Source organism: Shewanella gaetbuli, assembly GCF_023284065.1.
GTDB lineage: Bacteria > Pseudomonadota > Gammaproteobacteria > Enterobacterales > Shewanellaceae > Shewanella > Shewanella gaetbuli.
On sequence record NZ_JAKIKP010000005.1, the window covers coordinates 96,775 to 113,389 of the forward strand.

The 16,615-nt window shown below is 42.4% G+C and carries 14 protein-coding genes; 5 read left to right on the forward strand and 9 right to left on the reverse strand.

Annotated features, from left to right (window positions below):
* Nucleotides 1-10: 10 nt before the first annotated feature.
* Genes mobA through L2672_RS08705 form a run of 4 tightly spaced genes read right to left on the reverse strand, consistent with a single transcriptional unit; the run spans nucleotide 11 to nucleotide 2,883 of the window.
* Complete coding sequence (gene mobA, locus L2672_RS08690; RefSeq protein ID WP_248995449.1) at nucleotides 11-619, reverse strand: molybdenum cofactor guanylyltransferase MobA; 609 nt, start codon at nucleotides 617-619, stop codon at nucleotides 11-13.
* Nucleotides 603-1,355 carry an ATP-binding cassette domain-containing protein gene (locus L2672_RS08695; RefSeq protein ID WP_248995450.1) on the reverse strand — a complete coding sequence of 251 codons (753 nt, stop codon included), beginning with the start codon at nucleotides 1,353-1,355 and terminating at the stop codon, nucleotides 603-605. Before L2672_RS08695 ends, mobA begins: the two co-directional genes overlap by 17 nt.
* Nucleotides 1,355-2,062: an ABC transporter permease gene (locus L2672_RS08700; protein WP_248995451.1), complete on the reverse strand. Its 708-nt coding sequence runs from the start codon at nucleotides 2,060-2,062 to the stop codon at nucleotides 1,355-1,357. The genes L2672_RS08695 and L2672_RS08700 overlap by 1 nt, the downstream gene beginning before the upstream one ends.
* Nucleotides 2,059-2,883 carry an ABC transporter substrate-binding protein gene (locus L2672_RS08705; protein WP_248995452.1) on the reverse strand — a complete coding sequence of 275 codons (825 nt, stop codon included), beginning with the start codon at nucleotides 2,881-2,883 and terminating at the stop codon, nucleotides 2,059-2,061. The genes L2672_RS08700 and L2672_RS08705 overlap by 4 nt, the downstream gene beginning before the upstream one ends.
* Nucleotides 2,884-3,160: 277 nt before the next feature.
* On the opposite strand from L2672_RS08705, the gene L2672_RS08710 reads away from it, so the two are divergent.
* The 3 genes from L2672_RS08710 to yjeH all read left to right on the forward strand — a co-directional run bounded on the left by L2672_RS08710 (nucleotide 3,161) and on the right by yjeH (nucleotide 8,062).
* On the forward strand, nucleotides 3,161-4,543 hold the full coding sequence (locus L2672_RS08710) for a sigma-54-dependent transcriptional regulator (RefSeq protein WP_248995453.1): 1,383 nt from the start codon (nucleotides 3,161-3,163) through the stop codon (nucleotides 4,541-4,543).
* Between the two features lie 41 nt (nucleotides 4,544-4,584).
* A complete protein-coding gene (locus tag L2672_RS08715) occupies nucleotides 4,585-6,672 on the forward strand; it encodes a sensor histidine kinase (protein ID WP_248995595.1) in 2,088 nt (695 codons plus the stop codon).
* Nucleotides 6,673-6,796: 124 nt separating this feature from the next.
* Nucleotides 6,797-8,062, forward strand: coding sequence for an L-methionine/branched-chain amino acid transporter (gene yjeH / locus L2672_RS08720; protein ID WP_248995454.1), 1,266 nt, complete (start codon nucleotides 6,797-6,799; stop codon nucleotides 8,060-8,062).
* Nucleotides 8,063-8,099: 37 nt separating this feature from the next.
* On the opposite strand, the gene L2672_RS08725 is transcribed toward yjeH, so the two are convergent.
* Together L2672_RS08725 and L2672_RS08730 are read right to left on the reverse strand one after the other, a co-directional pair.
* Complete coding sequence (locus L2672_RS08725) at nucleotides 8,100-8,549, reverse strand: tellurite resistance TerB family protein (RefSeq protein ID WP_248995455.1); 450 nt, start codon at nucleotides 8,547-8,549, stop codon at nucleotides 8,100-8,102.
* Nucleotides 8,550-8,701: 152 nt separating this feature from the next.
* Nucleotides 8,702-9,241 (reverse strand): DUF2780 domain-containing protein, encoded by a 540-nt coding sequence (locus tag L2672_RS08730; protein ID WP_248995456.1) that lies wholly within the window; start codon nucleotides 9,239-9,241, stop codon nucleotides 8,702-8,704.
* A 156-nt stretch (nucleotides 9,242-9,397) separates the two neighbouring features.
* Here L2672_RS08730 and L2672_RS08735 point away from each other — a divergent pair, with 156 nt between their 5' ends.
* On the forward strand, nucleotides 9,398-10,132 hold the full coding sequence (locus tag L2672_RS08735) for a hypothetical protein (protein WP_248995457.1): 735 nt from the start codon (nucleotides 9,398-9,400) through the stop codon (nucleotides 10,130-10,132).
* Between the two features lie 23 nt (nucleotides 10,133-10,155).
* A complete protein-coding gene (locus L2672_RS08740; protein WP_248995458.1) occupies nucleotides 10,156-11,640 on the forward strand; it encodes a tetratricopeptide repeat protein in 1,485 nt (494 codons plus the stop codon).
* Nucleotides 11,641-11,853: 213 nt separating this feature from the next.
* On the opposite strand, the gene L2672_RS08745 is transcribed toward L2672_RS08740, so the two are convergent.
* The 3 genes from L2672_RS08745 to L2672_RS08755 form a co-directional block, all read right to left on the reverse strand.
* On the reverse strand, nucleotides 11,854-12,330 hold the full coding sequence (locus L2672_RS08745; protein WP_248995459.1) for a GNAT family N-acetyltransferase: 477 nt from the start codon (nucleotides 12,328-12,330) through the stop codon (nucleotides 11,854-11,856).
* 240 nt (nucleotides 12,331-12,570) lie between these two features.
* A complete protein-coding gene (locus tag L2672_RS08750; RefSeq protein ID WP_248995460.1) occupies nucleotides 12,571-13,233 on the reverse strand; it encodes a 7-cyano-7-deazaguanine/7-aminomethyl-7-deazaguanine transporter in 663 nt (220 codons plus the stop codon).
* A gap of 209 nt (nucleotides 13,234-13,442) precedes the next feature.
* A complete protein-coding gene (locus L2672_RS08755; protein WP_248995461.1) occupies nucleotides 13,443-16,607 on the reverse strand; it encodes an efflux RND transporter permease subunit in 3,165 nt (1,054 codons plus the stop codon).
* Nucleotides 16,608-16,615 lie beyond the last annotated feature (8 nt).

Genomic DNA, 16,615 nt, shown 5'->3' on the forward strand with positions numbered 1-16,615 from the left:
CTACTTAATTTTACTGCGCTATTTTCTGGGCAAGTTGTTGTTTTTGTTCTGGCGTATTAACGTTAACAAATGCGTCAGGTTGATCTGAAAAATCGGTAACTTGATAATGATGTTGGCTATACCAAATATCAATTTTGCGTTCGCCAGCATCTAAAAAGGCTTGCATAGATTGATATAAGCTAGGCTTAATTAACATCACTACTGGCTGTTCTCTTTTACCGTCACTGGCCACCACAATCTCTGCGTTGGTCGTGACTAATGTGTGCAACATTCTGCTGCTTAAATCTTTAGGCAGTAATGGGCAGTCACAAGGAACGACCAATAATAAGTCGGCTTTGGTGTGCTTCATCGCGGTTATCATGCCCGCTAAAGGCCCTAAGTAACCAGATTCAAGATCACTTAATACAGGGTAACCAAATTGGCTGTATTGTTGTTGGTTGCGATTAGCATTAATCACAACCTGGTTGACTTGAGGTGCGATACGGTTAATCGCATGACTGATCATGGGTTGGTCATTTAATGTGACCAAACCTTTGTCATCACCCCCCATCCTTCTTGCCATGCCTCCGGCAAGGATGACGGCTTCAATATTGGGAGTTTGCTCATTTTGCAAGGACATAAGAGGGTTCCATAGCTAAATTATCTTGCTGAGTGTCTAAATTAGGCACATGTTGGCTAGTATGAATTTTTTGATGATTAATATGCCAATGTTGTTGGCATAAGGCCGTTAACCCACAGGTTTGATGGCTACTAATCAGTAGACCTGTACCCTGCATTTTTAACAAATTGATCATTGCTAAAACCAGTTTTTGCGAGTGTTTGTCCATATTTGAAATGGGTTCATCTAACATCAGTAGTTTCGGCTGACATATCCACGCTCTCGCAATGGCTAAACGCTGACGTTCCCCGCCTGATAAATTTGATGCACTGTGATCTAACAACTGGCTTAATTGCGCCATCTCGATGGCTTGATGGAGCCTTTGCGATATAGTTGGCTGTTGCAGTTCACGTCGAGATAAGCCGTAGGTTAGGTTGTAGCGTACTGAGCCATCAAACAAATAGGGGTGCTGGTGTAAGTATACGGCTTTACCTAATAATGAGTTGGTATGCCACCATGCTGATTTATCAAACCCTGTCGCAATCAACTTGCCTTGAGTTGGCTTGAGTAGTCCTGCCAGAATTTTCATTAACGTTGACTTGCCAGTCCCGTTGTCACCTTGAAGGTAAATGACGTCACCTTGGCGAAACGTTAAGCTATCTACGCTAAATAATGTACGTTGTTCAAATTGTTGGACTAAGTTGGTTACATTGACCGAAGCAATTTGAGAATGTTGAGAAGATGACATCTGACTCATTAATGGCTCCTTGGCAGGGCTTTGCCCCGTAATGAACCAAGAGCAAAATTGAGCACTAATGCCAGAATAAGTAATACTAGCCCTAGTGCAATAGCTTGAGCAAAGTCGCCTTTGCTGGTTTCTAAGGCAATGGCCGTTGGAATGTTACGGGTGACATTCATAATATTGCCTCCCACCATCATAGAACAACCTACCTCAGTAAGAATTCGGCTAAAAGCGGCAACAATGGCTAATAATAATGCCACTCGCAACTCTCTGCAGACTGTCCAAATTGCACGAATCCAACTAGCACCTAAAGTGCGAGACGTTTCCCAAGCACGTTTATCTACACTGGCAAAAGCAGCTTGTGATAAGGCAATTAACACGGGGGCACAAATTAACATTTGTCCGAAAATCATTGCATTTTGGCTAAATAACCACTTTAAGTCACCCATTGCACCATTGCGGGTAAGCAGTAAGTATACCAGTAAGCCAATGACAACGGTTGGAATAGACTGGAGGGTTTGAACTAAATTAGTCACAATCCAGCGACCTGGAAAATGGCTGAACGCCAACACAAATCCCAGCATGATAGACGGGATCAGGGTTAATAATAATGCCGCAAAGGAAACGGAAAAAGAGACATTAATAATTGACCAAACATCGGGGTCAAAAGAAAGCAGCAAGCTAAATGCCTGCTGCAGTAGTGCTAACCAGCTTTCATTCATTGTTGATAAGTTGCCTTAAACAATTGCTCTCCTTGCACGGTGTATCGATTAATCATTGCTTGTGTTTGTGGGGTCGTTAGCCAATCACTTAATGCTTGAGCGCCCTTATGATTGAGTTCTGGGTATTTTTCAGCATTAATCAATATAATTTGGTATGGATTAGCAAGCTCTTTCCCACCTTCAAATACGATATCTAAATCTAATTTTGTCTTGTAAGCCACAAAAGTACCACGGTCGGTTAGGGTGTATGCTTCAAGCTCGTTAGCCATTAGCAAGGTTTTGCCCATACCTTGACCTACAGAAGTATAGCCTGCAAAATCGGTTTTAATTTCCGCTTGCTTCCAAATGGCTAACTCTTTCATGTTGGTCCCTGAATTATCCCCTCGTGAAATAAATGTACTCGGTTTAGAGGCTATTCGGTTAAATGCATCTTGGACACTTTTAGCATCCTGAAGCCCTGCTGGGTCACTTTTAGGGCCAAGAACCACAAAGTCATTTTCCATGATACCACGTGGTTGAGTACCAAAACCGTCAGCCACAAACTTTGCTTCAGCCTCAGGAGCATGGGTCATCACAACATCAACATCGCCTTGGCTGGCTAACCTTAACGCTTTACCCGTACCCGTAGCGATCACTTGTACGGTATAACCAGATTGTTGCTCAAAGGCGGGTAATATTGCCCGTAATAAGCCAGAGTTTTCTGTACTGGTTGTGGTGGCAAGTTTAACAACCTTGTTGTTTTGAGCGTGTACTTGAGGGCTGATAGCTAACCCAGCAATAAGACTTAACGACACTCCAATACTTGCTAACTTTGTAAACATGTTCTGTCCTTTTAAAATGCATAACGAAATACGGGTTCTATTTTAGATTCTGAGACCTAATGATAAGGCTGAATTAAGCAAGTTAAGTGCCAAGTGTAAATAGTGCAAATTGATCTCACTTCCAACACTTAATTTGTGAAGCAGGTCTCAAGCTGTTTAAAAACATTCAAGACAAAATGTCCCAAGTTGTTATATTGATGGTTCATAGTGACCTAATCGATATGATTAAGCACAAAACAGCGTTAATTTTGAGTCAAAATGTCCATCTGGAGTCAAAATGAGTATCCCTGCAAGTGTTAATACTAATATGTCGGTATTAATTGTTGATGATGAGCCCGGCATGCGAAGCTTTTTAATTAAAGCGATGTCAAAAAAGTTTGCTGTAGTCGAGTCAGCTTCTACTATTGCTGAAGCTGAGGCATTACGTGTTCAAGGGCATTTTGACGTGATGATTGTAGATATTCGTTTACCTGATCGTTCAGGTATCGAATGGCATGAAGCATTAGATGATACCGAGCGACAATCTGACATTATTTTTATGACAGGTTATGCAGATATGGATGTCGCCATCAAAGCATTACGAGCTGGTGCAACAGACTTCATTATGAAGCCTTTTCATCTTGAACAAATGATGACTGCCGTTGAGCGTTGTATTGAAAAACGCTTACTCAAACGTGAAAACTTTATGTTGAAGCGCGAGCTATCTCATGGTCAGTCTTCTACCATTATTGGCAGCAGTAATGCGATTACCGAAGTTAAACAAGTTATTGAGCGCGTTGCCCCCGCCAATGCGGTGGTACTGATTGAGGGAGAGTCTGGAACGGGTAAAGAGTTAGTGGCAAGACAACTGCATCAACTCAGTGGCCGCACAGGGCCTTTTGTGCCCGTTAATTGTGGTGCTATCGCGCCAGAGTTATTAGCGAGTGAGTTATTTGGTCATGTAGCGGGGTCATTTACCGGTGCGAAGACTTCTCGTGAAGGGTTATTTAACTTTGCGTCAGGCGGAACTATCTTTTTAGATGAAATTGGTGAAATGCCAATGAATATGCAAACCGCTTTATTAAGAGTGCTAGAGCAGCGTGCTATTCGTCCCGTTGGCAGTGAAAAAGAAGTCAGTATTGACGTACGGGTGGTTGCTGCAACTAACCGTTTATTAGTGGATGAGGTTGAGCAGGGTAATTTTCGTCGCGATTTATATTACCGCCTAAACGTATTGAATATTTTAATTCCACCACTGCGCGCCAGACCCGAAGACGTGGTGGAATTAACCTATCACTTTACCTTACAAATATCGCAAGAGTTAGGCATCAAACCTGTATTGTGGAGCCATGAAGACTTAGAAGTGTTAAAACAACATGAGTGGCCGGGTAATATTCGGGAACTTAAAAACATGATTGAACGGTGTATCTTGTTAGGTAAGCCCCCTGCAGAATATTGGAAAAAAACCACCACAACCAATTTGTCTGATAATTACGGTTACCCAATGAGCTGGACGTTAAAAGAAGTTGAAAAGCAACATGTGACCCAGGTTGTCACCGCGCATGACGGTAATAAGTCGGCGGCGGCTAGAGACTTAGGGGTCTCACGTAAAACATTAGACAGAAAATACAAAGAGTGGTTTGGGCAAGACGTGGATGATAATTCTGAGGTAGCCGAATAGTGTCACTATTTCAGCGAGTGTTTAATATCAGTTGGCAACAAATGCAGGCCAAAGTTCGCTATCGTCTATTGATTTTGACCTTGCTACCTATTTTACTGACACTTGTTAGCCTAGTGTTTATCACCATTTACTGGAACATAAGCTATACCAGTAAACAGCTGTTTATGAAGGTTAAGGCTGATTTAGCGGTGGCAGAAAACACCCTTAATCAAGTGCAAAATAGGCAAGAGCAACAATTAGCTCATGTGGCGAATTCATGGGCTTTTCGAACATCGTTTACTCAATTTATTAACGATAAACAACAAACTCAATCTGTACACAAACTAGCGAATGTGCTCGATAATACTAAACGCACTCTCAAATTAGATTTTTTGCGTTTAGTCAGTGCTGAAGATGTGGCTAAAGATCCTGATTTAACTGCCTTGCTTAAACAAAAATCGGGTCAATCAGCATCTGGTCTAATGGTGTTGCCACCTAATCGTTTACGTAATATTAGTCCTGAATTAGAACGATATGCCAAAATTGATTTAAAACAGACTCAACGAGCCTTAGAGCCTGCTAAACAGCAAGAAGAACGGGGGTTAATCAGTCGTAGCATTTTGCCTATTGTAAACAGTGACTCCTCTATCACTTGGTATATAGATGGCGGTAATTTACTCAATCGTGATACTGCAATCGTCGATTATATTCGCAACTTGGTTTATGACGAAGGTACCTTACCTCTACACTCCATTGGAACCGTGACGATTTTTTTAGATAACGCCAGAGTGAGCACCAATGTACCGATTAATGCATCATCGTCACAATATTCTGAGCAAAATCGTGCGTTAGGGACATTAGTCTCTGAAGAAGTAAGACAGCAAGTACTGATAGAAGGTCAGCCTTGGGTCGACAGGGCATTTGTATTCAATGACTGGTACATTTCAGGTTATGCTCCGTTATTAGATATTTATGGTAAGCGAATTGGCATGGTGTATGCCGGATTTTCTGAAGGCCCGTTCATTAACACCTATTTGATGAACATTATCGAGCTGGGTAGCATTTTAATGTTGGTGCTATTTGGCTCTGGATTATTGGTATACCGCGGCGCATATAGTTTGTTAAAACCAATTGAACGCATTCACCACGTGGTGAAGGCGGTTCAGTCGGGACGTAACGTTCGCATTGGCGAATTAGGTTTAGACCGAGATAACGAGTTGGCTAATTTGGCAGAACAATTTGATAGCATGCTTGATCTGCTCCAGCGCCGAAATGCACAAATTCAAGCTGCAGCTGAGCAGTTAGAAGTGAAAGTTGAACAACGAACCAAAAGCCTCCAAGACAAAACCGAAGAATTGCAACGCAATGTCGCGCTATTAAATGAAACCCGCCAACAACTTGTAACCAATGAAAAGCTCACCGCTTTAGGTGAGTTAACGGCAGGCATTGCTCATGAAATCAATAATCCTACCGCGGTAATTTTAGGCAATATGGAATTGTTGAAGTACGAGTTAGGCCCTCAAGCTGAACAAGTATCTGAAGAAATAGACTTGGTTATTCAGCAAGTAGGTCGTATCAGCACGATTATTAGAAGCTTGTTGCAATATAGCCGCCCTGGCGAATTTAACGCGCCCATTGAAATGCATCAAACGACACCCATCATTGAAGAAGTATTGGTATTGGTGCGCCATTCTATCCAAAAGCAAGATGTGGAATTAATTAAGCAACTGTACGCTACTTGTCCAGTTGAGGTTAATCAACCACAGCTATTGCAAGTGTTAATCAATCTAGTGGTCAATGCCGCACATGCTATTGAAGCAAAAAACTCATCTGAAACCGGACGTATTTGGATTCGTACTCAAGACTGGCTTGAAAATGGCCAACCTATTGGGGTGAAAATTGAAGTTGAAGATGAAGGCGTGGGCATTAACGAAGAGCTGCGTAGCCGCATCTTTGACCCATTTTATACCACCCGCAAAGATGGTACAGGGTTAGGTTTATCGTTAAGTTACGGTATTATCAAACGTTTAGGTGGCACTATTGAAGTTAAGTCAACCGAAGGTAAGGGAAGTGTGTTTACCATTGGTTTGTATCATAAAGCTAAAGATGAATTAACCAATAACCCTTACAAAGGTTTACATTTTAGTTAACTTGAGTTCAGCTTAGCGATCCAAGCCCATTATCTTATGTTTTAGTTAATATTGTTATGCAGTTGAGTGGCATGTTGAGATAAACTGTCGCCAGCTGCTAAGTAACCATTAACTAGAAAATTCAATGAATCAATTATCTGCAACAATTGGCCGCTGGCAAGGTGCTGGACTTATGGCAACCACCTTACTCGGCACAGGGGTGTTTATCTTACCGCAAATGACCATTGCCGCAGCCGACTCTGGCGCACTTTTAGCGTGGCTCATTTTAACCTTAGCTATTATCCCCGTAGCATTAGTATTTGGGCTATTAGCCAGCCGTTTTCCCCATGCAGCGGGCCCCGCTTACTTTGTTGAAAAAGCCTTTGGGCAAGCTCTTGGCCGAACGATAGGTTTAATCTTTTTAATGGTTATTCCCATTGGTGCACCTGCGGCAATTTTGATGACTTTCCAATTTATGTATGCTCTTATTCCGCTTCAAGGAGAATGGCAATTGTTAGCCCAATTGCTGGTGGTGCTGATGTTATTTTTGCTCAATGTGCGTGGCATTCAAGTTTCAGCCAAACTGCAGTTTGCACTGACATTAGCCATTGTTACTGTTGTGACCTTATTATTTGCCGCCAGCGGTTTAAACACAGAGCAGTTAGCGTCATTTAATCAAACCAGCAAACCGCAAATGAGTCCGGTAATGGTGGCGATGGGCATTGGATTTTGGAGCTTTTTAGGTATTGAGGCAATGACCCATTTAGCCAATGATTTTCGTCGGCCTGATAAAGACATGTTACCGGCCATTTTAATGGGCACCGTGTTAGTGGGGGTGATTTATTTAGCCTGTACTTTTCTATTGTTAATGGTGCCAACAGGCGATACCGGTGTGGCGATGATCGGCGCATTTGATTATTTGCTTAGCGAGAGCTTTCTGGGTGGCTATGGCGCACAAGTAATAGGCGTATTAGGCATAGCTAGTGGCTTAGCAACCGTGAATGTGTATGCCGCCAGTGCTGCCAGATTATTGTGGAGCTTTAGTCAGGAAGGCATTTTGCCAAAGTATTTTGTCACCTTAAATCAACATGGGGTGCCAATACGTGCTTTATTCGCCATATTGTTTTCTATGGCAATAGTGATTATTGCGACTTTTTATTCTGGGCAAGATTTAGAAAAACTGATTGCTTGGAGTAACGGAGTATTTGTGATTATTTACCTTTTAGCCATGCTTGGAGCCGCCAAACTGTTAAGTAAACGCTATTTACCGCTGGTGGTTGCAAGCTGCGTATTTTGTATTGGTATTGGCGTCGCGTTAGCAGAAAACATGATATATGCCATTGCCTTAGTGATTATTACCTTGCCATTTATAGGCTGGCAAAAAACACATTTAGCACGTAAACGTGTTTAAGCTAACTTGGGTGGAATGGGGTTGCTGCTAAGGTGAATTATTGGTCATTCATGGCAATGTTACGCATTTGAATAAGTTCGCTGTGCTTAAGGTAGAGTAAGTCTGCACAGCGACGAATAATTTGGTCTTCATATTGAGACAATTCACCGTCAGCATAAGCTAAACGCCACATTGACAATAATAACTGCTGTTTTTCTTCCAATGAAAACTGCTGATTAATTTCGGCCGTAAACTCGAATAAAGAGGTGGCATTACCTCTGACTTTAGTGGCTTCTTCAATTAGTTCTTCAGCTTCAGCAAGGCTGATATTAATGGTGTTTACTAGCATGCCTGGTAATAACTGGATTTCACTTTCACAAAAATCTTCGTCAGCATAAACCACTTCAAGCAGTAGGGTTGCGGCAGCTAAATTTAATTGATGCGCTTTATCTTCAGGGCTTTGGGCTTGACGACGGGAATGCATAAACTGCTTTAGTTTGGCTATCATAATAAATCCTCTTTCAAGTTTTTATACTAGCAAAAACAATAATACCGAGCACTGAGCTCGGCATTAAATTATTTTCATATACGTTAGCCAGAGAGAATAAGTTTAACAATCATTTATTCAGCTAAGGTAAACAAAACGTGCGCTGAGGTTTATTACATTAATGAGCCTAAGCCTTTCATTAATAAATCAACGGTGCCATCACCAGACTGTTGCTGCAGATATTGCTTAGCAATACCCACCATCGGCTCAACATATTCTTTTGAAATGCCTAAGGCCTCAAATGAGTCATAAACCATTGCAGCCCCTTGAAATGATGACCCCATGTCTCCGGCTTTTGATAGTAAACCAGACATGCCTGAGTCACCGGCTAAGCTAGGTACTGCGGCTAAAAGCGCATCAGTACCAGGAATGCTATCACTTAGGGTGCTAAAATCTGAGCTGCCTAAGTTTGATTGTGCCAAGCTCAGTAATGAGCCTAACCCCCCTGCCGCTTGTGCTTCACTGAGCCCTAATTGTGACATCACATTGCCAACTAAAGCGTTATCAGCTAAACCTGCAACCGAAGTAGTGGCTTCAGCAGCGGGTGCCGTTGCTTCCTTATTGCCAGTGATATTATCTAACCATCCGGCTTGAGCTGGAATGGTTGCAAGAGCTGAAAGTAATATGGAGCTTACGAGTATTAAACGCTTCATTGTATCCATCCTTTGGTAAATTATTAACAGTCGCTGGGGGCATAGTAACTTTTTTTTAACGATAACGACATAACAAGAGTTTGTATTGTGCAAAATCAGTTATTTTTGGGTATCCTTAGCCCATATTCAACATGAGTCTATTTTTGGAACCTAATTATGTCACTGTCAGCGATTTTGACGGAAGCTTATAACTTTTTTCGTAATCATATTAGCCAGCTAGCCGCGCTTACCTTTCCATTATTACTGATACAAGTCATGATTCAGCTATGGCTGGGTAATGAAATGCTGCAAGCTGATATTGAAAACCCACAATTTGGGGGAATTCATGCTGCAGCAATGATGCTGTTACTGCTGATTTTTTCAATTTTAATTGCCGCTTTAACACTTTATTTGGAAGTCCGCTCTCGTGGCCATGATGTTACGCCTGCAATGGTTTTAAAACAAAGCCTGCAGTTTGTGCCACCGTTATTATTGGCCGGTGTTTTCTCTGGTTTAGCTATTTTAATGCCATTTATGATGTTTGCGGCATTTGGTGGCTTTTGGTTGGTGGGCTTGGTGATCAGCTTTTATCTTTTTGCCCGTTTAGCTTACGTTAATTTTATGGTCGTGGTGGAACAACTCACACCGTTAGCTGCAATTAAAGCGAGCTTTGCTTTTACTGGCCCTATTACTGTCAAAACCATTGCCATTTTAATGCTTTATATTCCACTATCATTAATCAGTGGTAGTGTGTCTCAACTAGCTGCACAAGTTGGCTTTCCGTTGCAGTTAATTTCAGACACCATATTTGCTTTCTTCGGTTTATTTGTAAATGTGGCATTGTTCCGTTTATATATGGTGAATCGTAAAACTGATGATGTGGCTGACGACGATCATCATACTGAAGTGTAAATCACCCTTAGCTGGAGAGACGATTGATAACGGATACTGAATTAGTTGAACAATTTTCTGATCTGCTAGGCGATGATTATGCCAGCGCGAAGAGTTATGTACGTGATATTCCGACTCAAGCGCTGGTTTACGTGCGAAGTTTTACTCATAAGTTAGCCTCGGTCATTGCCGACAAACACCAGTTAAGCTTCACCTCTGCTAACTTATATGACCGTATCGAGCAGTTAAATCAGCGGCGATTAATTGAAGTGAGTGCCATACGTGCGATGCATAAACTACGTGCAGATGGTAATCGAGGCGCTCATCCTGAAAAATACCATTTAACCCAAAACCAGCTCGTTACCATAGCTGAAAAATCTATTCGACAAATTATTAGCTTAGTAACCCAGCTATATCCAGCTGTTCATGGTTCGCCAGTCCCTGAGAATAAGTTTATTGAGTTTGACTCATTTGCAGGTCGCGATTTGTGTTATCGCGCCATGATGCATAATGATCACCATGCGCAATATTTGGTGGCAATGTCATTAAAAGCACAGGCTTTAATGGCACAAGAGCAAGTCAGTGCAACTCAGCTTGATTCTGATAAACCACAAGATACCACTCAAGCTCAAGCCGAAGTTAAGCGATTATTTGCGCAAGCGGCTTACTGGTTTGCCCAAGCCGCACCTTATGAAATGGCGGCATTATACGAACATGGTGTAAGCCAGTTACATGGTTATGCCGCAACAGACTCCAAGGAAGAATTGTCAGCACAAGGTGAGGCATTAATTGCAAAAGCGGCAGATAATGATGTTATTGAAGCGAAAGCGTTACTCGGCTATTTCTATTTAGTGGGCAGCCAAGTGTTTGAGGTTGACCTTGAGAAAGCGAAAACCTTACTGACTCAAGCGGCTGAAGCAGAAAATATTGAAGCCATGTCTAATCTTGGGGTGTTGTATTATCAAACTCAACAGCATGAGCAAGCATTGGCATGGATGCAAAAAGCGGCAAAATCGGGTTACCCACAATCACAATATCATCTTGCTTTATTGTTGGCTGAAGCTGACTCAGAGTTTAATGGCATTGAACTAGCAGCCACAGCAACAATTCCTTCGCCAACAACAGATTTACTGGAACAAAGCCAATACTGGATGCAAGAAGCCGCCAGCCAAGGACAACTAGAAGCAATGCTCCATTGTGCATCGCAAATATTGCATGATGACAATGCCACTAAAGAGCAGCTGCAGCTGGCTGAACACTACCTATATGAAGTGATTAAATATGGTCATGATGTCACGGCAATGATTGAGCTGAGTGTTGCACTAGCCGATGGCATACTTGGGCGCATAGATGTGGTGCAAGCGGCTTATTTATTACAGCAAGCGAAATTACATGCTACTGACGTGCAGTTGCAAGTTATCGCACCGCTTTGGCAGTCTTTATTAATGCAAATCGATAATGTGATGGCGCTGTCACCTAGTGAAGAACAATGGGCTGCTCTTGCTCAAGCGAAGACAATACTTAGCTAAATTTAAGCCAAAAAAAAGCCGGATGATGAGTCCGGCCACAGAGTGTGTGAGCAATGTTGTGCTTGCGAACTCAGCGGGATTAAAAAGGTGATGAAGCTTTTTAGTAAACTGAGCTTTGGAACGCAAATAAATAATAATCATTCTCATTTGTGTTTGCAAGCTTTACAACAATAATTTTTGTGCCTTTACACTCTTTACTGATTTTATACTGGATTACAGGGCTGCAGCACCACTAAGCTGCTTTTGTAAATGCAGCTTGTTGTTACTGGTATCGTGATGATCACTTTCTAAACCGGTAATATGATATTGGCGACTCACTAACATATTTAGCATGGCATTAAAGTGATTACGGGTTTTAACTGAAAGCCGCTTATAGCCTTGCTCTGCTGCCCACTTTTCTTGATATTCAAGCATGGTTTTGGCTAAGCCTAATTGACGGAAATCAGGTAACACGCCGCCTAACCAGCTATAAAACTCATCATTTTGTTTCGCATAACCTAGCTTAAATCCCGCTACTTCACCTTCAACATAAGCCACTAAAATCAAACACGGGTTAGCCGCTAATCTTTCAGCAATATCTAGCTGGGTTTGAGGTTTATCCAACTCAGGAACTTGCGCCGATAATTGAGCAATTAATTGGCAAGCATCTGCAGTAGCTTGGGTAAACTCACGAATTTCTATTGTGTACATCTAGGACTCCAACAACCATTGAATCGGTTTTTAATGGTCACATTATAACAGGTCTGGCCAGTTGGGAAAATGACATTTATGAGCCATTGGGCGTACATTAAGATAGCTTAGCTATCAATTGCTTAGCCATTAATAAACTTTAGTTGGCGTACAGCTGTATTGATTTTTTCTGGTGTTAAGCCTGAACCTAGAATGCATTATAAAGGGTGGTATAACACACTAGGCTCAGGCTTTATAAGATTAGGCGTGAGTTGTTGAGCGAGCTGATGTACTAAGGAGTTTATCTTGAAGCACTTTTAGCAATACACCGTACACAGGTAAGAAAAGCCCTAAGCTGACCATCAATTTAAAACCATAGTCAATGGTGGCTATTTCAGGCCAGTGCTTGGCCATAAATGGGTCGCTAGAGGCATAAAAGGCAATACTGAAAAACACAAGGGTATCGACTAAATTACCCACTACGGTTGATGATGCTGGGGCTAGCCACCACACTCTTGCTTGCCTTAGCTTAGCAAATACGGTGATATCCATGAGTTGGCCAACCAAGTAAGCCACAAAGCTGGCAAAAGCAATTCGGAATACAAAGCTGTTAAATTCAACTAATGAACCAAGCTGTTGAAATTGACCTTGATGAAATAGTACACCAATAACATAAGACACCACCAAAGCGGGCAGCATGGCTTTAAATATGATCTGTCTTGCGGCTTGTTGACCAAAAATTCTCACGGTCAGATCAGTGGCTAAATACACAAACGGAAAGCTAAATGCTCCCCAAGTAGTATGGTATCCAAATAGTTGGAAAGGTAATTGAACCAGATAATTGCTGGCGCAAATAATAATCAGATGAAAGCTTGCTAAAAACAGCAAGGCACGGCGTGTTTGCGCCTGAGTTAACATTAACATTGTTGACCTTTTTATTGGGTTAGACGGGGTGAGGGAACCCGCAAAATTTTTGGCTTTTTATTAAAGCACGTACAGAGGTTTTTTATCATTATAGCTTAGTGAATCGACCATCATTGTGTGGCGATATCAATAAGGGGGCAGGATAATACCACCGCCAAAACAAAAAGCCCAGCATCAGCTGGGCTTTTTTAGTGCAAGTTTACATTGCTTTATGCGTCAGTTTTACCTGAGTCAGTCTGCGCTTCAACTTGTTTATTGCCACCACCTTTACGCTCTCTTTTGTTGAAGAGTTTTTCAACAACAACGAAGAACAGTGGAATCAAGAAGATACCAATAAACGTTGAGCTCATCATGCCACCAAGTACACCAGTACCTAGCGCATTTTTACTACCTGAACCTACACCTGTACTAATGGCAAGTGGTACAACACCTAAACCGAATGCTAACGAGGTCATTAGAATTGGACGTAAACGTACACGCACTGCATGTAAGGTTGCTTCAACCAGTCCAGCGCCTTTCTCGTAGAACTCTTTAGCAAATTCTACAATCAAGATAGCATTCTTGGTTGCTAGCCCCACGGTGGTTAATAGACCTACTTGGAAGAATACGTCATTAGGTAATCCACGTGCGTTCATTGCAATCAAGGCACCAATTACCCCAAGCGGAACCACTAGAATAACCGCAAAAGGTACTGACCAACTTTCATATAAGGCCGCAAGTACTAAGAATACAACCAAAATAGACAGTGCATACAAGGCAGGTGCTTGGTTACCAGATAGACGCTCTTCATATGACAGACCGTTCCATTCTAAACCAAACCCTGGTGGTAGCTGCTCTACCATGGCTTCAAGATCAGCCATTGCTGCACCAGTACTGTATCCAGGCATGGTTGCACCTTGAATGTTCACTGCAGGTAAGCCGTTAAAACGCTGCAATTGCGGTGAACCATAGGTCCATGAACCTGTTGCAAATGCAGAGAATGGTACCATTTCACCTTCAGAGTTACGCACATACCACGTGTCTAAATCGCTAGGTTGCATACGATATTTAGCTTCACCTTGAACGTATACTTTTTTCACACGTCCGCGGTCGATAAAGTCATTCACATAAGAACCACCCCAAGCTGTTGCTAGTACGCTATTGACGTTATTAATATCAATACCTAATGCACTAATTTTGGCATGATCAATATGAATCTCGTACATAGGAGCATCTTCCTGACCGTTTGGACGAACGCCCACTAGGTTAGGGTTTTGTGCCGCCATCCCCAATAACTGGTTACGCGCTTGAATCAAGGCTTCATGGCCTTGACCGCTTCTATCTTGTAGATATAAGTCAAAACCGTTGGCCGTGCCTAGCTCAATAACCGCTGGAGGTACAAAGGCAAACACCATGGCTTCTTTGATTTGCGAGAAACGCGCCATTGCACGAGCTGAGATAGAGTTAACGTCTTGTCCCGCTTCAGTACGCTCAGCCCAATCATGTAGACCAATAAACGACATCCCCATGTTTTGACCCATACCTGCAAAGCTGAATCCCGCTACGCTAAATACAGATTTAACACTGTTGCCTTCTTCCTCAAGGTAGTAATCATTGATGTCTTTTAAGACATTAATGGTACTTTCTTGAGTCGAGTTAGTCGGCAAAATAGCCTGAGTAAACATGATACCTTGGTCTTCATCAGGCAAGAATGCCGTTGGCATGCGCATGAAGATCCACGCGGTGGCAATGACTAACACCAAGTACACACCCATCATGCGTACTAAACGCTTGAGGATTTGTGCAACACTGGCTTCATAACGCGAGGTTAATTTGTCAAAACTACGGTTAAACCAACCGAAGAAACCAGTATTAATGTGTGTGTGGCCTTTTGGTAATGGCTTTAACATGGTGGCACATAATGCTGGGGTTAACACCATTGCCACGAATACAGAAAGGGCCATCGCCGTTACAATGGTAATGGAGAACTGGCGATAAATAATACCCGTTGAACCTGACATAAATGCCATTGGGACGAATACCGCAGATAGGGTTAAACCAATACCCACAAGTGCGCCGGTAATTTGATCCATTGACTTACGGGTGGCTTCAAGTGGACTCAAGCCATCTTCAGACATCACCCTTTCAACGTTCTCGACCACAACAATAGCGTCATCCACCAGAAGACCAATGGCTAGAACCATTGCGAACATGGTTAAGGTGTTGATGGTAAAACCGGTAGCAGATAGCACCGCAAAAGTCCCTAAAAGTACCACGGGTACTGCAATAGTAGGGATCAGTGTTGCTCTGAAGTTTTGTAAGAACAGATACATGATCAGGAATACTAAAATTACCGCTTCAATTAGGGTGTGTACTACACCTTCAATTGATTTTTCAACGAACGGAGTCGTGTCATAAGGGTAATAAATTTCCAGAGCGTTAGGGAAGTAAGCACTTAATTCGTCGAGTTTTTCACGAATGTTGTTTGCTGTATCTAGCGCGTTAGCACCGGTTGCCAGTTTGAATGCAATACCCGCAGCAGGTTTACCGTTATAGTAAGACTCTACGGCATAACTTTCTGCACCTAACTCAATTCTAGCGACATCAGCAAGATAAACGTTAGCACCAGAAGCATCAGACTTTAAAATAATACGCTGGAATTCTTCTGGAGTTTGTAAACGACTTTGAGCGGTAACAGTCGCGTTTAGCTCTTGTCCTGGCATAGCAGGAGAGCCCCCTAACTGACCTGCAGATACCTGCGCATTTTGTTCTTTAATCGCCGCCATTACATCAATACTGGTGATGTTGTATTGAGTAAGCTTAAGTGGGTCTAACCATATGCGCATTGCGTACTGCGCACCAAATAACTGAATTTCACCCACGCCCGGTACACGGCTCATTGGGTCTTGTACGTTTGCCGCTACATAGTCAGCAATGTCATTTTTTTCCAGTGAACCGTCTTCAGATACGAACGCGGCAACCATTAAGAAGCCAGCACTCGACTTGTTAACGTTAACCCCTTGCGCCTGCACTTCTTGCGGTAACAAGGTCATTGCGGCTTGCAGTTTGTTTTGTACCTGAACCTGTGCAATATCTGGGTCAGCTTCAGTGTTAAACGTCAAGGTAATAGTGGCATTACCAAAGCTATCACTGCTTGACGAAATATATCTAAGGTGGTCAATACCAGTCATCCGTTGCTCAATAACCTGAGTCACGGTATCTTCCATGGTTTTTGCTGATGCACCAGGATAAAACGCCGTTACGGTAACCGTTGGTGGCGCAATACTTGGGTACTGTGCAACAGGTAGGCCACGAATAGCCAGTATCCCTGCAAGCATGATGAGAATTGAGATCACCCAAGCAAAAATAGGGCGATCAATAAAAAAGCGTGCCATAGTTATTT